Origin of the sequence: Kribbella sindirgiensis (assembly GCF_004331435.1) — a bacterium.
Taxonomy (GTDB): domain Bacteria; phylum Actinomycetota; class Actinomycetes; order Propionibacteriales; family Kribbellaceae; genus Kribbella; species Kribbella sindirgiensis.
In genome coordinates this window covers 223,981-245,700 of the sequence record NZ_SJKA01000011.1, presented here as the reverse complement: position 1 = coordinate 245,700, position 21,720 = coordinate 223,981, and the positions used below count along the sequence as shown (strand labels likewise).

19 protein-coding genes are annotated in these 21,720 nt (G+C 68.2%); 7 read left to right on the top strand and 12 right to left on the bottom strand.

Annotated features, from left to right (window positions below; all coding sequences use genetic code 11):
* Positions 1-60: 60 nt before the first annotated feature.
* Together E0H50_RS28815 and E0H50_RS28810 are read right to left on the bottom strand one after the other, a co-directional pair.
* Entirely contained in the window at positions 61-3,444 is a 3,384-nt protein-coding gene (locus E0H50_RS28815; RefSeq protein WP_165547329.1) for a glycoside hydrolase family 84 protein, read from the bottom strand.
* A gap of 84 nt (positions 3,445-3,528) precedes the next feature.
* The gene (locus tag E0H50_RS28810; RefSeq protein WP_131293658.1) at positions 3,529-3,855 is read right to left on the bottom strand and encodes a hypothetical protein; all 327 of its coding nucleotides are present in this window, start codon (positions 3,853-3,855) and stop codon (positions 3,529-3,531) included.
* 491 nt (positions 3,856-4,346) lie between these two features.
* Between E0H50_RS28810 and E0H50_RS28805 the strand changes: the two genes are divergently transcribed.
* The 4 genes from E0H50_RS28805 to E0H50_RS28790 all read left to right on the top strand — a co-directional run bounded on the left by E0H50_RS28805 (position 4,347) and on the right by E0H50_RS28790 (position 9,097).
* Positions 4,347-5,510 (top strand): ROK family transcriptional regulator, encoded by a 1,164-nt coding sequence (locus E0H50_RS28805; protein WP_131293657.1) that lies wholly within the window; start codon positions 4,347-4,349, stop codon positions 5,508-5,510.
* A 120-nt stretch (positions 5,511-5,630) separates the two neighbouring features.
* Positions 5,631-7,442 (top strand): bifunctional metallophosphatase/5'-nucleotidase, encoded by a 1,812-nt coding sequence (locus tag E0H50_RS28800; protein WP_238151306.1) that lies wholly within the window; start codon positions 5,631-5,633, stop codon positions 7,440-7,442.
* A 42-nt stretch (positions 7,443-7,484) separates the two neighbouring features.
* Complete coding sequence (locus E0H50_RS28795; RefSeq protein ID WP_131293655.1) at positions 7,485-7,943, top strand: MarR family winged helix-turn-helix transcriptional regulator; 459 nt, start codon at positions 7,485-7,487, stop codon at positions 7,941-7,943.
* Between the two features lie 182 nt (positions 7,944-8,125).
* Positions 8,126-9,097, top strand: a complete 972-nt coding sequence (locus tag E0H50_RS28790) for a glycoside hydrolase family 6 protein (RefSeq protein ID WP_131293654.1) — start codon at positions 8,126-8,128, stop codon at positions 9,095-9,097.
* A gap of 92 nt (positions 9,098-9,189) precedes the next feature.
* Here E0H50_RS28790 and E0H50_RS28785 read toward each other — a convergent pair whose 3' ends face one another.
* Complete coding sequence (locus tag E0H50_RS28785) at positions 9,190-9,744, bottom strand: MerR family transcriptional regulator (RefSeq protein ID WP_131293653.1); 555 nt, start codon at positions 9,742-9,744, stop codon at positions 9,190-9,192.
* Between the two features lie 149 nt (positions 9,745-9,893).
* On the opposite strand from E0H50_RS28785, the gene E0H50_RS28780 reads away from it, so the two are divergent.
* The gene (locus E0H50_RS28780) at positions 9,894-10,379 is read left to right on the top strand and encodes a pyridoxal-phosphate dependent enzyme (RefSeq protein WP_238151304.1); all 486 of its coding nucleotides are present in this window, start codon (positions 9,894-9,896) and stop codon (positions 10,377-10,379) included.
* On the top strand, positions 10,295-10,657 hold the full coding sequence (locus tag E0H50_RS44410; RefSeq protein WP_337590389.1) for a hypothetical protein: 363 nt from the start codon (positions 10,295-10,297) through the stop codon (positions 10,655-10,657). Before E0H50_RS28780 ends, E0H50_RS44410 begins: the two co-directional genes overlap by 85 nt.
* Positions 10,658-10,671: 14 nt before the next feature.
* Here the strand turns inward: E0H50_RS44410 and groL are convergent, their stop codons facing one another.
* The 9 genes from groL to E0H50_RS28735 all read right to left on the bottom strand — a co-directional run bounded on the left by groL (position 10,672) and on the right by E0H50_RS28735 (position 19,763).
* On the bottom strand, positions 10,672-12,363 hold the full coding sequence (gene groL / locus E0H50_RS28775) for a chaperonin GroEL (RefSeq protein ID WP_131293652.1): 1,692 nt from the start codon (positions 12,361-12,363) through the stop codon (positions 10,672-10,674).
* A 22-nt stretch (positions 12,364-12,385) separates the two neighbouring features.
* A complete protein-coding gene (locus E0H50_RS28770) occupies positions 12,386-13,411 on the bottom strand; it encodes an NAD(P)-dependent alcohol dehydrogenase (RefSeq protein WP_131293651.1) in 1,026 nt (341 codons plus the stop codon).
* Entirely contained in the window at positions 13,408-14,112 is a 705-nt protein-coding gene (locus E0H50_RS28765; RefSeq protein ID WP_131293650.1) for an iron-sulfur cluster assembly protein, read from the bottom strand. The genes E0H50_RS28770 and E0H50_RS28765 overlap by 4 nt, the downstream gene beginning before the upstream one ends.
* Positions 14,112-15,155, bottom strand: a complete 1,044-nt coding sequence (locus E0H50_RS28760) for an amidohydrolase family protein (RefSeq protein ID WP_131293649.1) — start codon at positions 15,153-15,155, stop codon at positions 14,112-14,114. Before E0H50_RS28760 ends, E0H50_RS28765 begins: the two co-directional genes overlap by 1 nt.
* Positions 15,156-15,170: 15 nt before the next feature.
* Positions 15,171-15,545: a propane 2-monooxygenase effector subunit MimD gene (gene mimD / locus E0H50_RS28755; RefSeq protein WP_131293648.1), complete on the bottom strand. Its 375-nt coding sequence runs from the start codon at positions 15,543-15,545 to the stop codon at positions 15,171-15,173.
* Entirely contained in the window at positions 15,542-16,729 is a 1,188-nt protein-coding gene (locus E0H50_RS28750) for a ferritin family protein (RefSeq protein WP_131293647.1), read from the bottom strand. The genes mimD and E0H50_RS28750 overlap by 4 nt, the downstream gene beginning before the upstream one ends.
* On the bottom strand, positions 16,726-17,787 hold the full coding sequence (locus tag E0H50_RS28745) for an NADH:ubiquinone reductase (Na(+)-transporting) subunit F (protein WP_131293646.1): 1,062 nt from the start codon (positions 17,785-17,787) through the stop codon (positions 16,726-16,728). Before E0H50_RS28745 ends, E0H50_RS28750 begins: the two co-directional genes overlap by 4 nt.
* 5 nt (positions 17,788-17,792) lie before the next feature.
* A complete protein-coding gene (locus E0H50_RS28740; protein ID WP_131293645.1) occupies positions 17,793-19,445 on the bottom strand; it encodes a ferritin family protein in 1,653 nt (550 codons plus the stop codon).
* 84 nt (positions 19,446-19,529) lie between these two features.
* Entirely contained in the window at positions 19,530-19,763 is a 234-nt protein-coding gene (locus tag E0H50_RS28735; protein WP_131293644.1) for a hypothetical protein, read from the bottom strand.
* A gap of 146 nt (positions 19,764-19,909) precedes the next feature.
* Here E0H50_RS28735 and E0H50_RS28730 point away from each other — a divergent pair, with 146 nt between their 5' ends.
* The gene (locus E0H50_RS28730; RefSeq protein ID WP_165547328.1) at positions 19,910-21,706 is read left to right on the top strand and encodes a sigma-54-dependent Fis family transcriptional regulator; all 1,797 of its coding nucleotides are present in this window, start codon (positions 19,910-19,912) and stop codon (positions 21,704-21,706) included.
* Positions 21,707-21,720: the final 14 nt, after the last annotated feature.

Genomic DNA, 21,720 nt, shown 5'->3' with positions numbered 1-21,720 from the left:
CTTTCCTAATCGTCAAAGGTATTGATAGCGCGCCCTACCCCGCCTCCGCAAGAGGAGAGGTCAGATTGCCGGGTAGACCTCGAGTTCGTAGAGGGAGTAGCCGTACTGTGTCGCGCGATGGACGCCCTGCACGCGAACGTAGCGCGCGGTGGCGTCCAGCCAGAGTGTGTCGGTCCCGCCGTCGCCGTCCGTCACCTCGGTCGCGGTCGTCCAGGTACTCGCGTCGTCCGAGACCTGCACCCGGTACGCCGATCCGTACGCCGCCTCCCACCGAAGTACGAGCTTGCCGAGGCGCGTCGACGTACCGAGGTCGACCTGGAACCAGGACGCGTCGTCGTAGCCGGATGCCCAGCGCGTGGCGGGATCTCCGTCGACCGCGAGATCCGCCGTGAACGACGTACCGGGTTCGATGCTTGAGGCAACGGCCGGTCGATCCAGGGCCGCGTTGGCGGCACCGGTGCGGGGGCGTACGGCGACGCGCAGTACGGCGTCGAACGTGGTCGCGCCGGACGTGAACGTCACCGGGATGTCCACGTCGGCAAGGGCTGCGTCGGCGGGAGGTGTCAGCGTCACGGTGACGGACTGGGTGAATCCGCGCTTGACGGCGACCGGCGTACTGGCCGGCTCCGCGATCCATCCCGCGGGCGCGGCAACGCGCAAGGTGCCGCTCACATCGGCGCCGCGCTCGGCGGAGATGTCGACGACGAAGCTCGACGCCGTACCGCGGACCACGTCGGCCCGGTTCGCGTCGACGTGAAGCCCGGCGAGCGGCGTGTCACTCCACAGCGGCACGATCTCGGCCACGGCCGGGGGCCCGCTCTTCCACACCAGCCGCACGGCCTCGGCACGCAGATCGTTCGCAGGCACCTCGACGTACGCCGATGACACGGAGCCGATCCGCTGCCAGGCTCCCCCGACCTTGACCTCCACGTCCGCCGACCCCACGTTCGCCGACTGCTGGAGGATCGTGAGACCCGCCAGCTCCCTCGGCGCGGACAGGCCGACGGTCAACGCATCGCCTGCACTGGGCGCCGCAACCGGAACGTACGCCGTCTCCAAGTTCCCGTCCACCGCGCGCTGGTACGACGATCCCGGCGCGGGCGCCGGCGTACCAGCGGCTGTCAGCGTCGTCTTCCGGCCGCCGATCGTCTCCACCGAGAACTCTCGAACGACGACCCAGAAGTCGGTCGAGGACAACGACCGGTACCGCACGTAGCGCGCGGTCGTGCCCGCCGGTGCCGTGGTCCGGACTTCCGCCGTGGTGGCGCGCGTCAGCTCGGTCCAGCGCGTGCCGTCGAGCGAGTACTCCAGCGCACCCGACTGGATGTAGTCGTTCGGGCTGGACGTCTTGCCCATCAGCAGTTCGATCGCGCCGATCGTCGCGGGCTCACCGAGATCGACCCGGACCTCGGAACCCTGATCGGGAGCGCCGTTGCTCCAGAAGAACGTGTTCGGATCACCGTCGACCATCCGCGCCGGCACGTTGTCCTGGTAGGTCCCCAGGTTCGTCGTCGCGGTGCGGCCCGGCTGGACGCCGAGCCAGCGGTCGTGGACGCGGCCGGTCTCGGCGATCAGTTCGTCGACGACCCGTTCGCCGATCCGCGGATAGGTGCCGCTGTGCGGCAGCCGGCCGTCCCGGATCGCCTTGGCCGCGGTGACCAGACCGCTCAGCTGCTGCCGCTCGGTCCAGGCCGACGCTCCGTCGCCGGCGTCCAGCGCCGCGAGCAGATCCAGGGCGCGGCCCATCGCCTGTCCCCACAGCTCCGTTGCCTTGAGCCACGATTCCGCCTCGGCGGCGAACGCGGGATCCACTCCGGCCCGGATCGTTCCCGGCGCGGCAGTGATCGCGGCCACCCACGGCCGCAGCCCGGCGATCGCCTGGGCGCGCTGCCCGGAGCGCCAGCGCTGCCAGAACTGCTCGACCGCCGCACCGAACACCGGCGCACTCTCCGGATGCAGCGTGCCGTCGTACGTGTTCAGATCCGCGAACACCTGCAACGCAGCGGCTGTCGCCTGGTTGCCGCCCGCCTGTTCAGTCAGGGCACGCCGCCAGGACGCATCGGCGTCGTACTTCGCCGGATTCCAGCCGAGCTCGGCGAACGAGTACAGCGCGATCTTGCTGACTGCCGCCTGGTTCATCGGGTTCGAGATGACGCCGGCGACGTGATCGGCGATGGCCGGCTCACGGCCGCTGTACGGAGCGAGCAGCAATCGGCCGGCCGCGTAGTCGTTGACCGGGTAGTTGTCCCAGATCAGGATGTCGTGGCCGAACACGGCCTTCGCCTGGGCGGCCTGCGCGGCCGTGATCGTCCGCGGCACCACGCCGATCCCGGTCCAGTGCACGACCACGTCGGTGTCGAGCTGCTCCCGCAGTGCCTTCTTGTACGGCGTTTCGCTGACGTTGTAGTACTCCGTCGGCACCATCTGCAGCGGCGCGACGTCCGCCTTCGTCTCCACCCACTCGCGCTGCACCCGGTTCAGCAGGTCGCTCTGCGCCCGGCCGGCGGCGCCTCCGCCCGTTCCGTACTTCGCCTTGTCCGCATCGCAGTGCCACGCGTTGTAGTCGATGTCGTCGAGCGGCACGTTGAACGACCGCGCGCCAACGTCGTACAGCGCCTGGAACTTCGCGACCAGGGCCTGGAAGTCGGCGTCCGAGGTGTAGCAGATCGACAGGCCCGGCGAGAGCGCGAAGGTGAAGTCAACCTTGTTCTGGCGCGCCCGGGTGACGAGCTCCGCGAGTTGGGCGAGTTTGTCGGCCGGATACGGGTCGCGCCACTGCTCGCGGTGGTACGGGTCGTCCTTCGGCGCGTACTCGTACGTGTTCATGCGATGGTCGCCGAGGTAGCTGAGATGGTCGAGGCGGTCCGCGTGCGACCACGGCGTGCCGTAGAAACCTTCGATCGCGCCGCGGTAGCGCATCGTCGGCCAGTCCCGGATCGCGACGCCGGGCATCCAGTCGCGACCGGGGCGGGCCTGGATCAGCTGCGCAAGCGACTGCGCCGCGTAGTACGTGCCGTCGGAGTCGACGCCGTCGAGCACCACGTGACCGCGATCGTGCCGATCGCGTCCGGCGGCGAGAACGTACCCTTCGACGGGCAGGCCGGTGCTGTCCGCGACACGCAGGGCGCGGAGCACCGACGGGTCGCGGCCCAGCCAGATGGTCGTCGGCGTACCGGGGTCGCTGCCGTTCGTGGTCCGGATGTTCGTGACGCCGGCGCGGTTCAGCGCCTGGCGTACGACGCGCTCCGCGTCCGCGTCGGACCGCGCGGTGCGGACCAGGCCGACCACCGGGGTGAACGGGAAGCCGTCGGGACGTTGCACGAGTTGTTGCGGCTGGGGCGAGACCGCGGCGGCCGCGGGACCGGCCGCACCGGCGGGCTGCGGCAGAAGTGCGAGCGGGGCGACCAGGGCGAACACGCAGACGGCAGACCGGAGCAGGCGCATCGAGTCTCCTCGGGCATGGGCGGGTGAAGCCAGTTAGCCAGTGCGCGTAACTGCACGTCAAGTACTCGACCTAGGCAGTTCCAGTCAGGACTCGGAGGTACCTGGCAGCGGGGTGCCGCGTTCGTCGGGAGCGGCGGCGAAGACGGACGGGTGGTCCTTGGTCAGTGCGCGCCAGCGGTTGAAGAACAGGTTGAGGAGTACGGCGGTGACCGCGGCGGCGCTGATGCCCGAGTCGAGGACGACGCCGACGCCGGACGGGAGCTCGTCCCAGAAGTGCGGGCGGGCGATCGGGACCAGACCCATCGCCAGGGACACCGCGATCACGACCAGGTTCAGGTTGTCGCCGTACTCGACCCGCGAGAGCGTGCGGATGCCGCTCGCCGCGACCGGGCAAGGGCAGGCATTCCACACACCGGTGTCCGAGCAGCGCCGTCAGGAAACTCGGGCTTATTCCGTCGCAGGCAGGGTTCTCCCCTCGTGTATCAGTAGACACCCCCGGCTCGAGGGATTAACCGGCTCTCCTGTCTGATGTATGGGTGGTGCTCAGCCCGATCTGGGGTCGTGCGCTACCCGTCGAGCAGACTATGGGTTATCCCCTCGTGTTGGGGGTTCTCTACTGGTACACGAGGGGAGAACCCTCCACAGCAGGGGATATCCGGCGCTGTGTTGGACCTGCAGGCGGTGTGACCGAGGAAGCCAGGTCTGGGAGCTGGGGACTGCTACCCACCTGAAATGACCAGCCAGAGTCCCCGATCGCGCCACCGGACTGGTCGCCCCGCCTGCCGCGGACACCGAATACCCAGGCACGAGCCCACCAGAACCTGTCCTGCGGCCCCACAGTTCACCCACACATCGGACAGGAGAGCCGATTAACCGCTGCGAGCTGGCTAGGGTGGGCGATCATGGGGTCCTCGGTGGTGGACGGTGGCGATCATTCGCGGTTGCGGCAGCTGAACGAGCGGGCTGTGCTGGGCTCGGTTCGGGCTGCTGGGGAGTTGCGGGTTGCGGAGATCGTCGAGCAGAGCGGGCTGGGGCGGACGGCGGTCGAAGAGGTGCTGGCGAGTCTGGTGACTCGGCAGTGGCTGGTCGAGGTGAGTCCGGCGATCCGCGGGCGCGGGCGGCCGGCGCGTTCCTATCGGTTCCGGGCGGAGGCCGGGTACGTCGTCGGGCTGGACATCGGCGCGTTCTCGGTGCGTGGGGTGCTGACGGATCTCGACGGGCGGATGCTCGCGAACGTACGGCGTTCCGTGACACCGGAGACGCCACGGAAGCAGCGGCTCGCGACGGCCGACCGGGTGATTGCCGACTGCGCGCGAGAGGCCGGTGTGCCGGTTGCGCGGGTGTGGGCTGTCGGGGCGGGTACGACCGGGTTGGTCGATGCCACGGGCACCGTCGTCCGCGCGAATGCGATCCCGGACTGGGCAGGCACCAACCTCGCCGGCCACTTCAAAACCCAACTGGTTGTCGCCGACAACGACAGCCAACTAGCCGCCCTCGCCGAACAACGCCGAGGCACCCCCAACTCCTCCTCCCCCGCGGACATGGTGTTTTTACATGCGGGGCGGCGTACGGGGTTGGCGTTGGTGCTCGATGGGCAGTTGCGGCGGGGAGCGTTCGGGGCGGCGGCTGACATGTCCGCGCTCAAAGGTGTCGCGTGGGAGGCGGCGCTCGAGTACTTGCACGACGTCGTGCCGGCGGAGATTCCCGCGGTGGACAAGGCCGAGCGCGCCTTCGCGGCCGCGCGGGAAGGCGACCGCGCAGCACGCGCCGCCGTCCGGAAGTACGCCCGCGCCATGGCAGTCGCCGCCGCGACGGCGATCGCGATCGTCGACCCGCGACTGCTCGTCCTCGGCGGAGCCTTCTCCCAGGCGGCCGACGTACTGCTCGAACCATTGGCCGCCGAACTCGACCGCCTCTGCCCGCGCGTCCCCGAACTGCGCGCCTCCTCCCTCGGTCCCCTCTGCGTAGCCCTCGGCGCAGCCAGCCTCGCCCAGGACGCGATCGACACCCGTCTGCTGAGCCCCAGCCGCGGCCCGCTCCCCCAACTGTCGGCCCGGAGCCTCTGACCTCAGGTTGGCCGATTGTTCACCGGGCCGTTGACGCATGTCCGGTCCGGCAGCTAATAATGTCGGAAACAGGCAATAATGCGCACTAACGCGCACCCCTCCGCCAGGAAGCAGGTTGCCGTGAACAGTCGGATCCGCCGCCGCACGTTCCTCACCACCACCGGCGCCATCGCCACCGCGACCGCGGTCGGCGACGTCGCGTACGCCACCCCGCACGCCCTCGACGACGCCGCCTACGGGTCCTCGGAGTACGTCGACGTGCAGCTCTTGAACATCACCGACTTCCACGGCTACCTGCAGCCGACGACACCCAGTCAGGGCAGCGTGATCACCGGCGCGGGCGGCGTCCAGGTGACCGTCGGCGGCGCCGGATACCTGGCCACGCACCTGAAGCGGCTGCGCGAGGGACAGCGGAACTCGATCTTCTTCTCGTCCGGTGACAACTTCAACGGCTGGCCGTTCGAGGTCGACGCACACGCCAACGAGCCGACGATCGAGGCGCTCAACGCGCTCGGGCTGCAGTTCAGCACGGTCGGCAACCACGAGCTCGACCACTCGGTGGAGTTCCTCGTCGACCACATGGAGAAGGGCAAGCCTTACCCGGCGGTCAGCGGGCGCGACGACAACTTCGTCGACTCGACCGGGCAGCGTTTCCAGGGCGCGAACTTCCGCTTCTACACCGCGAACATCGTGCACGCGGACACCGGCCGGACGATCGTGCCGCCGTACAACATCGAGTGGGTCGACGCCGGCCGCGGGCGGAAACTGCCGATCGCGTTCATCCATCTGACCCTGGTCGGTTCGGAAACCGGGTCGACGTCGTACCAGCCCGGACTCAAGTCGCTGTCCGACCTGGCCGAGGCGAACAAACTGGCCGCGCAGCTGAAGAAGCGCGGCATCAACGCGATCGTCATCAACATCCACGACGGCGGCGTCGCCGGGAACGACTACAACGCAGGGACGAACCCGTCGGGGCCGGTCTTCCAGCTGGCCGCGAACGCCTCCCCGGACATCGCCGCGATCGTGACGGGGCACTGGCACTGCCGGTTCAACATGATGGTCCCGGACCCGAACGGCGTACCGCGGCCGGTCGTCGAGGCCGGCAACCACGGCTCGCTGATCAACGAGATCAACCTCAAGCTGGACCCGCGCACCGGCGAAGTCATCCGGGAGCTGACCCGGTCGACCAACCACGCCAACACCCGCGACGTACCGCTCGACGAGGAGCTCCAGTACATCGCCGACTACTGGACCGCGCAGGGCAAGAAGCGGTACGCGACACCGCTCGCGCGCGTCACCGCGGACTTCACCCGGACGCCGAACGCGTCCGGGGAGAGCACGATGGGCAACCTGGCCGCGGACTTCGCCTACTGGGACGCGAACCAGCACCGCGACGGTCGCGCCGACCTGGCCCTGATCTCGGTCAAGCCGGTGTCGGGGTCGAACGCCGTGACCGGCGACCTGTTGTTTGCCAAGGGCACCAATCCGTCGGATGTCGACGGCACGGTGCTGTTCGGCGAGGCGTGGGGCGCGTTCGGGTACGGCAACCCGATCCTGACGGTCACACTGCCGGGCACCCAGCTGCACGCCGCCTTCGAGGCGCAGTGGGTGCCGCAGGCGAACGGGACCGAGAAGTTCGCTCCGTTCGCGGTGTCGCAGAACGTCAGCTACACCTACGACACGACCAAGCCGACCGGTCAGCGCGTCGACCCCGCGACCGTGCAGATCAGCGGAAAGCCACTCGACCTGAACCGGGACTACCGCGTCGCCGCGCTGGCCTACACCCTGATCGGCGGTGACGGTACGACGGTCTTCGCCGGCTTCACCGATCCGGTCCGCAACGACCGCGACCACGAGGGCTTCATCGCATACCTGCGCGCACACCCGGTCCTCACACCCGCACCACTCGGCCGCGCGCGTCCGGTGAGTTAGGCTCCGGATGATCTGAGTCCCGGATGATACGAGAGCTGAAGTATGCCGAAGCCGCCGTCGCGCACTGCCGTGGTCAGGACCGCGTTGCGGGACCTGCGGGTCCAGCTCGCCCTGCTGAATCACCAGGTCGGGTCGCAGCTGTCCCTCAAGGACGCCGAGCTGGACTGTCTGGACGTGCTCGCCAGGGACGGGGCGCTCACACCGAGCGCCTTGGCCCGGCGGGCCGGCATCCATCCGGCCACGATGACCGGGATCCTCGACCGGCTCGAGCGCGGCGGCTGGGTCGTCCGCGACCGCGACCAGACCGACCGCCGGCGGGTCACCGTCCGCGTCGTCAAGGAGCGGACGGCCGCGGTCTACCAGGCGTACCGCGGGATGAACGGCGCGATCGACAAGATCTGCGCCGGCTACTCCGAGGACGAGCTCGACCTGATCGCCGGTTTCCTGAACCGCTGCGCCGAGGCCGGCCACACCTCCACCGAGAAGCTCGCCGCGAACTGAGCCCTCGCTGGCTGGTCGTTGTTGGAAGCGCTCTCGGCGGCAGAAGCTGAGGCGGTTTCCTGTTTTCACCAGCTGCTGCACAGATGGTTGACGGCAAGGCGGCTGATCCGACACGATCGGGGCGGTAGTAACTGGAAGCGCTCCCGGAGTGTCCGCCCCCAAGCTCGAGACAGGAGCAGCACATGCGATGGATCCTCAGAGGCCTGGTCGCGGCCGGCCTGACGCTCGGCGTCGTCCTCCCCACGCACCAGGGCGCCGGCGCCGCCACCACCGGCAACCCGGTCCAACTGACCAGCGGCTTCTACGTCGACCCGAACTCGAACCCGGCCGCCTGGGTCCGGAACAACCCCAACGACAGCCGCCGGACCGCGATCCAGAACTCGATCGCGACGAAACCGATGGCCCGCTGGTTCGGCAACTGGAGCAACCCGATCGGTACGTCGGTCGGTAACTTCGTCGGCGCCGCGGACGCCGCGGACAAACTGCCCGTGCTGGTTGCGTACAACATTCCCGGGCGCGACGCGTGCGGCGGTCATTCCGGCGGCGGCGCGGGCACCCCCGCGGCGTACCGGGCCTGGATCCACGACTTCGCCGTTGCCATCGGCAACCGTCCCGCCGTGGTCGTGATCGAGCCCGACTCGCTCGGTGATTTCAACTGCATGAACGCGGACCAGATCGCCGAGCGCAACGGCATGCTGACGTACGCCGTCCAGCAGTTCAAGGATCTCGCGCCGAACGCGTGGGCGTACCTGGACGGCGGCAACGCCGGCTGGGTGGCCGCCGACGTGATGGCGCAGCGGCTCAAGGGCGCGGGCCTGGCGAACGCGCACGGCTTCGCACTCAACGTGTCGAACTACTACACCACCGCGCAGACCCTCACCTACGGCAACGCAGTCAACAGCCACCTGACCACGAAGAAACCGTTCGTCGTCGACACCAGCCGGAACGGGAACGGCACGGGCAACGACTGGTGCAACCCGCCGGGCCGCAAGCTCGGCGTGCCGGCACAGACCGGCGGCGGCACTCAACAACCAGAGATGCTGCTGTGGATCAAGGTCCCCGGCGACTCCGACGGCGACTGCGGCATCGGCGCCGGCATCCCCGCCGGCACCTTCAGCCCCGACCTGGCCATCCACCTGATCAACGGCAACTGATCACGGCGTCTTTGTGCACCCACCAACCATTTTCCCCGCGGATTTGTGGCTGAGCCGTGCACAAAGACGACGGACAGAGTGGTGGAGGCGCGTTACGACGCCTTCAGCGGTGCGGGGTGGTGGCGCGTGGCGAGGAAAGCGGCGACTTCGTGACGGTAGACCGGTCGGGCGATGTCGCAGGTGTTGGTGAGCTGACCGGTGCGGAGCATCCGGTGGACCTCGTCGGCGTCCACTCCGAGCGCGGACGCGGCGGTCGGCACGGACCACCAGCTTTCGCGCAGGCGGGCGAGGACGTCCACGTCTTCGCGTCGCAGCGGCAGTTCCTTGCCGTGTGCCGTCAGCAGTCCGGCCGTGATCAGTCGCCGTACGCCGGTCTGCCCGAGGCCGAGCACCACGCCGGCCTCCGCGACCGACATCCACTGGTCGAGACCCGACCGTACGACGTCGGACAGCAGCAGACGGCGGTGAGCCCGAGAGCGCGCCGGCAGATGCCCCGCCCGGATCAGCCCCGCGACGCGCTGGGGCGGAACCTCCAGCAGTAGCGCGGCCTGTGCGGTGGTGACGAGTGGATCGTCGACCATCAACGGCTCTCCGAGCAGCTCGATCAGCCGAGCCCGAAACTCCCTGTCAACGTCCCCAGCACCCATTGCGTCCTCCCCAGATCCGCGCCGCCAGATGTGTGAGCGAACGACACGGGGTCCGGGGGCCACAGGCTCTGTTGCATTGTGGCACGCTCCGCGATGAATTGATCTATGTCAGTACCGGCAATTACCGGCTGTGGAGGGAGTCTCGGAGAGTGACGAGGCCTGAGCAGCGCCCGCGGGCGACGAACCCCGGCGCCGGGTCCTGGATCGCGCCTGGGGTGCGGGAGTCGGCCCCTGGAGTTCCATCGCACATGCCCGGGTACGCCGCGACGCCGCTGATCGAGGTGCCCGCGCTCGCGGAGCTGCTCGGCGCAGGAAGCGTGTGGGTGAAGGACGAATCCAACCGGTTCGGGCTGCCCGCGTTCAAGGTGCTCGGCGCATCGTGGGCGGTCAACCGTGCGCTCGGACCGGCGCAAACGTTTGACGAACTCGTGTCGCAGGTCGCCGGTCGCGCCGGTCGGCGGATCACGCTGGTGACCGCGACGGACGGCAGCCACGGCCGGGCCCTGGCCTACCTCGCGCGGGCACTCGGGCTCAGGCCTTCACCGGGTCGCTGGCCGTTGGTCAGGCCATCAACCGGGCCGGCGCCGGCCGCCGGATACGGACCCAGCTTGAGCTCGGCGGCAAGAACGCGCTGATCATGCCGGCCGAGCCACCGCGGAGTGGTCCGGCTGATCCCAGGCGCCGGTGCCCTACGCCGCAACTTCGCGCCGCAACCTTCGCGCCGCAAGCCCGCCCCCAACCGAACCTGACGCTCCGACAACCCTCCCCAAACCGGTTTGGGGAGGCTCCTGCCTCCGACCGGGGAGCACCACTGCCCGATCCGGGAAGGCACGACTCCCCAAACCGGTTTGGGGGCCCGAAGGGACGGGCATCGGCGAGACAGTGTGTGTGCACGGACCACCTTCGCGCTTAGGTGCGCCGACAGGACTATCCGACTGACGGGCCGAGGCCCAGGGATTGCGGTGTGCTGGGATCCGGGGACGGCTGGTGCAGTCCTTCGTCCAGGGCGCCGTACTCGGTCATCAGGGCGGGACTGCCGCCCCACGGGGTTTGCTCCTCGGCGATCAGGGTGTTGGTGGTGAGCAGCAGGCCGGCGACCGAGGCGCCGTTCTGGAGCGCTGAGCGGGCGACCCGGAGCGGGTCGATGATGCCCATCTCGAGCATGTTGCCGTAGCGGCCTTCGAGCGCGTCGAAGCCGTCGTCGACACCCATCTGGCCGGTTCGCTCGAGCACCTCCGCGCCGTTGTAGCCGGCGTTCGTCGCGATCAGGTACGCCGGTTCACGCAATGCCCGCCGTACGATCTCGACACCGGTCGCGTAGTCGCCCTTCACCTGCAAGGCGTCGAGCGCCGGTGCGGCATGGAGCAGTGCCATCCCACCGCCGGCGACGATGCCCTCGGCCATCGCGGCGCGGGTGGCCGACAACGCGTCCTCGACCCGGTGCTGCAGCTCCTTCAGTTCGGCCGGCGTCGGTGCGCCGACCCGGATCACCGCGACCTTGCCCGACAGCGACCCGATCCGTTCGGTGAGCACGTCCTCGTCGACGCCGAAGCTCGCGCGCTCCAGCTCGGCACGCAACTGCGCGATCCGGAACGCGACCTCCTGCTCGCGCCCGGGAGACGCGACGATCGCCGTCCGGTCCGCATTCACCCGGACCTGGTCCGCGCGGCCCAGCTGGGCGACGGTCATCGTCTCGAGACTGAACCCCGAGTGCCGGCTGTACACCGCGCCACCGGTGATCGCGGCGATGTCCTCCAGCTTGTGCAGCCGCCGGTCGCCGAACCCCGGCGCCTTGACGGCCACGCACTGGAACAGCCCGTTGACGTGGTTGTGCACCAGCATGCTGAGCGCCGTACCTTCGAGGCTCTCGGCGATGATCACCAGCGGCCGCGGCTCGCGCATGATCTTGTCCAGCAGCGGCATGATCTCCTGCACCTTGGTGATCTTCTCGCTGCACAACAGGATGTACGGGTCGTCGAGGTTGGCCTGCAGACTGCCCGGATCCGTCACCATGTACGGCGACAGGTAGCCGTTGTCGAACTCGAATCCCTCGACGAAGTCGACCCCCATGCCGTGCACGGCGGACTCCTCGACCGTGACGATCCCGCCGTCGCCGATCGTGAACAGCGCCTTCGCGATCGCGGCGCCGACCAGGTCGTCGTCGTTGGCCGAGATCGCGGCCACCCGGGCGAAGTCCTGCTCGGTGGCGACCGGATGGGCGACCTCTCGCAACCGCTCCACCAGCTTGCCGACGGCCAGGTCGATACCCCGTTTCACCAGAACGGGGTTCCCACCGGTGCCGATCGCGGCCATGCCCTCGCGGATGATCGCCTGCGCGATCACGGTCGCGGTGGTGGTGCCGTCGCCGACGATGTCGTTGGTCTTGATGGCCGCTTCCTTCACCAGTTGCGCGCCCATGTTCTCGAACTGGTTCTTGAGGAAGATCTCGCGGGCGATCGTCACGCCGTCGTTGGTGACGACCGGCGACCCGGTGATCTTCTCCAGGATCACGTTGCGGCCCTTGGGCCCGAGCGTCGACTTCACGGCGTCCGCCAACTGGTCGACGCCGGACAGCAACAGGTCGCGGGCCTCTTCTCCGAATCTGAGTTCCTTGGCCATCGGTTCCCTCCGGAAATGGTCGTTACGGAACGAGGATCGCGCGGCCGCGGACGCGGCCGGCGTCGAGATCGGCGACCGCCTCCGCGGCCGCGTCGAGGGGGTAGGTCCGGGTGTGCAGCGTGACCTTCCCGGCCTGGGCGAGCGCCATCAGCTCGGCCAGCTCGTTGAACGTGCCGACGATGTTGCCGACGATGTTCCGTTCGGTGGAGATGATGTCCAGGGTCGGGATCTGCACCTGCCCGCCGTACCCGATCACGAAGTACGACCCGCCCGGCGCCGTCATCGCGAACCCGTCCTGCTCGGCGCCCTGCTCGGCGACGAAGTCCAGTACGACGTGCGCGCCGCTGCCGTCGGTGAGCTCGAGCACGGTCTCAACCTGCTTGCCGTCAGCAACCACTGTCACGTCCGCGCCGAGCTGCTCGGCCAGCTTCAGCGCCTCGGGGTTGCGGTCGACGACGATGATCCTGGCCGCCGTCAGGGCGGACAGGCACTGGACGCCGATGTGCCCGAGACCACCCGCTCCGATCACCACGGCCGTCGTACCGGGTGGCAGCAGCGGGATCGCCTTGCGGACCGCGTGGTACGCCGTGATTCCGGCATCCGCCAGCGCCGCGACGTCCTGCGGCCGAGTGCTCGGGTCCAGCTTCACGCAGGCGCGGGCGGAGGTGAGGAGGTACTCCGCCATCCCCCCATCGCTGTCCAGCCCCGGGAACGAACTGTTGGAGCAGTGCATGTCATTGCCGGCCCGGCAGGCCTGGCAGAGCCCGCAGGTCGGCGTCGGGTGCAGGATGACCGTGTCCCCCACCTGGACGTTGGTCACGGCGGAGCCGATCTCGTGCACCCAGCCGGCGTTCTCGTGGCCGATCGTGTAGGGCAGCGACGGATGCATCGCCGCGTCCCACTGGCCCTCGATGATGTGCAGATCGGTACGGCATACTCCGGCGCCGCCGATCTTGACGACGACGTCCAGTGGGCCCTTGACGACCGGTTCCGGTACGTCGTCGACCACTGGTTGCTGGTGGTACCCGTGCAGTCGAACGGCCTTCATCCCTGTTCCTCCTCGCCCGCACCGGACTCGGCGTACCGGTGCTTCAGCATTCCCCTGCAGATCCCGGTGTTGGCCTCGATACCGGTCCGGGTCAACCGGGCCAGCCCGAGGTGCCGTGGCGCCGCGGCACCGTCGATTGCCGCCCCGGTGCCGGCATCGACGAGCAACGGCGCGTCAGGGCCCACCGGCAGCCCGAGCTCGGTCCGGCGTCGGAGCAGCCGGGCGAGCTCGGGTGACGGCGGCACGTCCTTGATCGTCAGGCCGACCGGATCGATGCCCGCAGCAATCAATGGCCGACAGACCGTGTCAGTGCCGGCCAGGACAGCCTTCTGCACGAAGGTCCGGCGCAGGTCGTCCAGCTCGGCCGCCGCCTCACCGGCGAACGATCCGACGAATCCGGCCCGCGCCGCCACGCCGGCGTTGATCTGCGCGGCCGCGAAATGGTCCACCAGCGCGACGTCGACCGAGCGTACGGCGGGTAGCGCGGAGACCACGTCGTACGCGTCGGCGACCATCAGGAAGGCGAAGTTCGGCGCACAGAAGTACGTCGGCAGCCGCAGCCGGACGACCACGTCACCGGCCGCCGACACGACGCAGGTGGACACGAAACCCAGCGTCGTGATCGGCTCGTCCAGCTCCGGGTCCCGGACCACACTGAGTGCGTCCAGAACCCGGTCCCGCTCAGCGATGACTGCTGTCATCAGGATGCGACCAGCTTGGAGTCGTCCTGTGCGGCCGGTGTCTCGTCCTTCAGTTGCAGTTCGTCCGGCACCTTGAGGTCGTACAGCTTGGCGGCGTTCAGCCCGAGGATCTTCTTCTTCCCGTCCACCCCGAGCCGCGGGTAGTCCGCGAACTCCGGCTGGTCGGGCATCTCCCAGTCCACGAAACCCTCGATCTGCCACTTCGGCTCCCAGATGCCGTAGTCGCTGCCGAACGTCATCTTGTCCTCGCCGACCCAGAACAGCAGCTCGCCCATCACCTTGGCGAAGAACTGCGGGCGGGCGTGCATCAGACCGCCGATCACCACCGACAGACCGGCGTACACATTGGGCTCCTGGGTCGCCATGAAGCAGAAGTCCTCGATCCGCGGCAGCCCGACGTGCTCGACGATGAAGTTGAGCTCGGGGAAGTCGGTCGCGGCGTGGTCGATGTCGGAGACGTCGAACGCATCCTTGTCCAACGGCCAGATCGTGGGGCCCTTGTGGACGTGGATGTTCTTGATCCCCAGCTCCTGCGCCTTCTCCAGGTAGCGGTACGACGCCTGGTCGCTGAGCTTGTAGCCCCGCGATCCGTTGTTCCACTCGGCGGTGTAGAGCTTCACGCCGCGCGAGCCGTACCGGTCGACGTTGCGCTTCAGCTCTTCCAAGCCGGCGTCGCTGTCCCGCGGGTCGAACCGGGTGTTGTGGACGAACATGCCCGAGTGCTTCTCACCCAGGGCCGCGTTCCTCTCGGTGGTGTTGAAACCTTCCTTGTACCACTCCTTCAGGTACGTCGGCTGGAACACCGCGACGTCCACGTAGCCGTCCTCGAAGACGTCCTTCATCAGGTCGTCCTCGGAGTACTTCATGAACTTCTCGATCGTCCAGTGGGTCTCCTTCGGCGCCAGGCTCTGGTAGGCGTGGAAACACTCGATCCAGCCCTTGGCGTACTGCTCCGCGCCGGCCACCCAGTTGCCGGGCGACGCGTCCCAGAAGTGCATGTGGCTGTCGACCACGAAGTACTTCTCACCGTTCTTCTCGTACACGAAAAGACCCCCTTGTCAGCTGGATGCGGTCAGGTCGAAGCCGATGTACTCGGCGGCGTCCTCGGGGTTGGCGAACATGATGGTCCGGTCGTCCAGGTGCACCATCCGCCCGTAGTGGGTGGACATGTTCTCCTCGAACTCGGCCTGGTCGAAGTACCCCGGCTCCTCGCCGAGCGCCTCGGAGATGTCGTCGTACACGAAGTCCATCCGGCCGATCGCGTCGACCCGGATCATCGACGGCAGGTGCGTGACGGTGACGTTCGGCACCCCCGTCATCACCTCGGCGACGACCGCGCCGACCTGGTTGTTCATCAGCGTCACACCGCACTTGTTGGACGCGGTGCTGTCCGACTTGAACGGGCTCTCGACGACTGCCCTGAGCGTGGTCACTGTGCCAACTCCTTCGGTGCCTCGAGGCCCAGCTGGCCGAGGATGCCGCTGAACCGGTTCTTCACGCGGTCGAGACCGTCCTCGAACCGTGGTGGTTTGGCGTCCGGCTGCGACCAGAGCGGCTGCAGCTTCCGGGCCGCGCCCAGCGCCTTCTCCGTCCAGGACCCCAACCAGTCCGTCAGGATCGCCTTGTTGTGGTCCGCGAACTCCTTGTCGTTCGTGAGCAGCTCGAACATCGCCGTGGTGTAGCGCAGGTCGCGTTCGGCGAAGTCGTACTCGGCCGCGCCGATCACCGTCGGGGTCACGAAGTCACCGTTGCGCGGGGACGCCTGCTGGACCAGCTGGCTGCGGAACAGTTCGCCGACGAGCGGTTCGAAGACGACGTTCGCGGCGAAGATCGCCTCGCACCAGTCGTCGATCGCCGTCAGCTGCTCGGCGACGTCACGGACGCCCTGCCAGGCCGGGTCGTCGTTCCAGGTCTGCAGGTGCGCGCCGCCGTCGAACCCCTCGATCTCCTCCGAGAGCGTGAGGTTGTAGAGCGCGAGGTCCTGCGCGGCGCGGATCCGGTGCATGCTGTTCACCGAGATCGCGTTGTTGTGCATGTTCGTCGGCGCGCGCCGGTTGGCGTTCGCGAACAGGTACAGGCCGAGGCCGTGGTCGACGTGCATCCAGGCGCCGACGTGGTGCTCGACGAAGCGCACCCAGTTCGGGTTCCACTGTTCGAAGGCCTTCGACTGCTTGGCCGCCTCGACGTTCTGGGTGACCTGGCGGACGACGTTGGAGTTGTAGCGGTAGAGGGTGAGTTCCCATTCCTCGTTCGGGTCGCGGAACTCGTGCCAGCCGGTGGCCGGCCAGTCCTTGACCATCATCCCTCCGGTCCCGGGCCCGCGCTGCGGTGACGGTTTGTCGGAGCCCCAGGCCTTCAGCGCGGTCCAGTCCAGCGGATATCCGCCGCGGCCGTCGGCGAACCCGTAGAGCCAGCCCTGGCTCAGGTAGTGCCGCGGATCGGGCTGTACGTCGACAGTCACGTCCTCGTAGTGGCTCTGCTTGCGCTTCTGCGGCTTGTAGTAGTTGTAGTGCCGGAGCGTCGAGTCCGGGAACTCCTTGGCGCCGGCCTCGGCGTCGGTGAAGACCGGCTTGGGAACACTGCGTTCGAACTTAGGTGAGTCCTGTGTGGTGGTCATAGGTTTCCTGCCTCCAGCACCTTCGAGTCACCGGCGTCGCCGGTCGTGGTGAACTTGTCGTAGTAGATGTGCTTGGTCGCGACACCGAGCCGTTCGAGCAGCGGGATCGCCGCCTCGACCATCGGCGGCGGACCGCACACATAGGCGTCGGCTCCGGTCAGATCCGGCTCCAGCCGGCGGACCACATCGGTGATCAGTCCGCTCTCGCCGTCCCACTCGTCCTCGGACAGGGCTGGTACGAACCGGAACTGCGGCAGCCGTTCCTCCAGCTCGCGCAGTTCGTCGGTGAAGCACAGGTCGCCGCGGGTGCGGGCGCCGTAGTAGAAGGTCGCCGGCCGGTCGATGCTGCGGTCGGCCATCGACCGCAGCAACGACACGATCGGCGCCAGTCCGGCGCCGCCACCGACGAAGACCAGCCGGGCGCCCGGGTTGTCCCGGAGGGTGAACACCCCGAAGGGCCCGCTCAGCTCCAGTTGGTGGCCGACCTGCAGCTCGGTGTCGAGAAACTCCGAGAACAGGCCGCCCGGGTAGACCTTGATGACGAACTCCAGTTGCCCGCTGTCCCGGCTCGACGTGTTGGCCATCGAGAACGAGCGGCTGGCATCCCAGCCCGGCACCCGCAGGTCGACGTACTGCCCGGGAAAGAACTTCAGCTCGCCGGGGCCGGACAGCTTCAGCACCAGGTGCCGCAGGTCGTGGGTCACCGGGGTGATGGCCACGACCTCGGCGGTGCGTTCCTGGATCGGCAACCCGGAACGGATCATCTCCTCGTCGTAGTTGAGCAGCTCGATCGTGAGGTCCTCGAACGCGTGCGCCCGGCAGAGCAGGGTGTAGCCCTCGTCCAGCTCGTACTCCGGCAGCGCGAAGGTGGAGTAGCGGTCCAGGTCGATGTCCTCACCGTCGAGGACGAACGACTTGCAGGACGCGCACTGCCCCTCCTTGCAGCCGTGCATGAGCATCACGCCCTGCTCGGCCGCGGCACGCAGGATCGTCTGGTCCTCGTCGACCTCGATCTCGATGCCGACGGGCTCGAACCGCACGATGTGCTTGCCGCCCATGAGATCTAGGCGTCAGCAGGTGCGGGGCGGCCGGCAGGGCCTCCCTTGACGTAGCGGGCGGCGAACGCGGTGCGCTCGTCATCGGACATCTCGTTGAGCAGCACGTTCGGGCTCGCCAGCGGCGGGCACTTGCGCAGGTGGTCCAGCGTCCACATCTTGTCCGGGTTCAGGTCGAGATGCGGTTGCGCGACCATGGTCTTGCCGTCGTCGCGGACGAAGCCCATGTCCGACACCACGTCGGCCCAGTTCCAGCCGTGGTACAGCGTCTCCCACTCGCGGTGACCGATCAGCTTGCCCATGTTCGGCGTCTGCCGGCCTTGGTACGTCGGCCGGAACGCGGTCTCGTCGGTCCACTTGCACATCTCGTGGCAGTACGTGCGCCACTGGCCGTCGACCTTGGCCATGACCATGTCCTCACGGACCAGGCACGGCACCATGCACGTCCAGCAGCGGTGCGGGTACTCGTAGTCCACGTCCTCGAAGACGATCGGCTTGTGCCCGTTCGGCCGGGAGAGCCGGTTGTAGTTCTCCCACCAGGCGCCGTACTTGTCGTACCAGCCCGGGTACTTGTACTCGAACCACTCGAAGTCCTTGTCCGTCATCGGGTCGATCCGCCAGTAGTTGGCGAGCCAGCCGGTGGCGAAGAACTGCGCGACCTCGTGCACGTAGCCCTTGTTCCAGATCTGGTTCCAGGACTCCTCGATCAGGTCGTGCGGGATCTCCAGCCCGTACTTCTCCAGCGGTACCAGGTAGCTGCGGTAGTAGTCGTCGTAGATCCAGCGCCGCCACATCTCGGCGTACGACTCGCGGTCCTTGCGGCGGTCCTTGGTGCCGTACTCGATGAACGTGCCGATGGCCGCGTCGACGACGCGGTGGTTGTTCCACCACGCGTACCGCAGGTCGCGGGCCAGCAGCTGGTGGTTGTCCTCGTCGGCGAGCGCCATCAGCAAGGTGGCGTAGCCGTTGCTGATGTGCCGGGACTCGTCGGACTGCACCGAGTGGAAGACCGTCGGCAGCAGGTAGTCGCCGTTGGCCGCGGCCTCGGCCGGCATCGCGACGAACAGGGTGTTGGTGAACGCGGTCTCCGCCACGATGGTCAGGTAGATACTGGCCGCCGTGATCGCGTCACCGGTGATGAACCCCTCGGCGAACTGGCGGCCGATGGTGCCGCAGTAGTCGCTCTGGAAGTTCCGCAGGCTCGAGTTGAAGCCCGCCGGGTCGATGTAGTTGTTCATGTACAGGCGCTTGAGGTTCTGCTGGATCGTCGAGTGCCTGACCTCGTCGATCATCTGGATGGCCTGCCCGTTGTGCAGTTCGGGGTTCGGGACGGTCCGGAACAGCAGCGGCATCGCCCGCGCGGCGGAGATCTCCGGCAGCGGGATGATGCTCAGGAACAACTTCTGCCACTCCAGCCAGCGCTCCTGCACCTGGCGGAACATGTTGCCGCGGATCGCCCCGTCGGAGGCGCCGTACACCCGGTGGTCCTTCTCCTCCTGCATCGGGAAGTACGACCGCAGGACCTGCTTCAGCGGGTCCTTCTTCTGCGCCTTGCGGAACGTGTAGTCGGTGCCGTACTGGGAGACCGGCTCGTGGTACGCCGGTTCCCAGGACAACTCCTGGATCTTCTGGTGGGCCTTCGCCACACTCTGGCGACTCATGGCACTCCTCCCGCTCATGTGACCGGCTGTCCTTTGCAGTACACGCGGGAGGGAGTGTGCTGAAGGTCTCAAATTGAGAAGGGCTTACGGCGCCCCGAGCATCCTGGCCCGGAGCTCCGCCAGCTGTTCCGCGGTCTGTTGGGCGATCCGCTGGTCGCCCTGCGGATCCGGCCGGATACCGAAGCAGCGCAACAGTTCGGCGGCCGGCTCGCCGGGGTGCCCGGTCGCGCCGAGGACCGGATGCAGGCCGGCGTCCGCGAGGTGCTCGAAGACCAGGTGGACCACGGTCCACGGGTTGTACGACTCCTCGTTCTCCATGTTCTCCAGGTTCTCCGCGCAGACCCTGGGCGCGCGGCCGGTTGTCTCATTCTGAGACAGCAGTTGCGGCTGGGTGCATTACTCTCGAAGAGGACCGGGTGGGGCCACGGATCCGTGATGTTTCCACCTGGCGTCAGGAGGCCCCGGTGGACGAGATCGCACCCTCGATGGAGGACAACCGGCGGGCCGCGACGGCCCGGCTGAACTTTCTCACCCTGGATCCGGTCGCGCCGCAGGACGTCCGGCCGCCGATCCTCGCTTCCTGGGTCCGGTCGCGGCACTGGAACCTGCCCGCGGACAAGATCACCTTGCCGTACGTCGCGGACCCCGACAAAGACCTCCCGCTCACCCGCAGCGCGGGTCCGGTACTGCGCAGACTCCACGAGAACCTCGACGGCCAGCCGATCAGCGTCATCCTCACGGACCGCTCCGGCCTGGTGCTGCAGCGCCTGACCGCGGACACCGAACTGGCCCGGCACCTCGACAAGGTCTACCTGGCCCCGGGCTTCAGCTACGCCGAGGAGTTCGCCGGGACGAACGGGATCGGGACCGCGCTGGACGTCGGCGGACCGATGCACGTCTTCGGTCACGAGCACTACGCGGAGGACCTGGAGGACCTCGCGTGCGCCGGCGTACCGATCAAGCACCCGTTGAACGGCAAGACGATCGGTGCGATCGACCTGACCTGCTGGCGCAAGGACGCCGGGTCGCTGCTGATGGCGCTTGCCAAGAGCACGGCCGAGAGCATCCGCGCGGCGCTGCTCCGCGACAGCTCGACGCGGGAGCTGTCCTTGCTGGAGGCGTACCTGCAGACGTCCCGCCGGCTGGGTGACATGGTCATCGCGATCGACGACGACCTGCTGCTGATGAACGCCAAGGCGCGGCAGTCGCTCGACGCCGGCGACCAGCGCGCAGTCCTCGGGCACGCGGCGGAGATCCTCAGCCACGGCGGTACCGAGACGATCCTGGCCGAGTTGCCGACCGGGGCGTGGGTCCGGATCACCGGCCGCCCGATCGGTGGCCGATCCGGGTCCGGGATCCTCCAGATCAGCCCACATTCCGCCGGTGTGGACCTCCGATCGCAGGCGTCCGGTCATCGCCCGCCGCCGCGGCCGGTGCTGCCAGGACTGGTCGGCCGGAGCGCAGGGTGGCTCGGCAGCAGCCGCGAGGTCGACAACGCCTGCCGGGCCCGCCAGTGGGTCGTGCTCAGCGGCGAACGCGGCGTCGGCAAGGTCGCGCTGGCGCGTGCCGCGCACCACCAGAACAGTCCGGGCGGCGCGTTCCACATCGTCGACGCTGCCCGGACGGGTGACGGTTTCGCCGCCGAACTCGATGCGGAGCTGGCCGACGACTCCGTGCAGGCCCTGGTGATCCGGCACGCCGAATGCCTCGACGCCGACGGTCTCGACAGCCTCGCCGAGGCGCTGTACGGCGTACTCGAGCGCCGGCCGTCCACACCGCCCTGGATCGCCCTCACGCTCACTTGCGAGAACGGCGACACCCCGGACCTCGGCGAACTGCTGACCCTGTTCCCGCTGACCGTGGACGTGCCGCCGCTGCGGCACCACATCGAGGACGTCCGCGACCTGGTTCCGCACTTCCTCAACCAGCTGAGCCACGGTGACCTGACGTGTGCACCGGACACCATGCAGCAGCTGCTGCGCTCGTCGTGGCCCGGAAACACGGCCGAGTTGTGCCAGGTCCTCAAGCAGGTCGTCGTACGGCGTCGCCGGGCCGGTGTCATCACGCCCGCGGACCTGCCGGCCCGCACCCGGGCCGTCAGCCGCCGCAGCCTCAGCCAGCTGGAAGCGCTCGAGCGCGACGCCATCGTCCACAGCCTGCTCGCCAACGGCGGGCACAAGGGCCGCGCCGCCAAGTCGCTCGGCATGTCACGCGCGACCATCTACCGGAAGATCCACGACTATGGAATTCAGTCTCCGTAAATGTGATCGGAGTT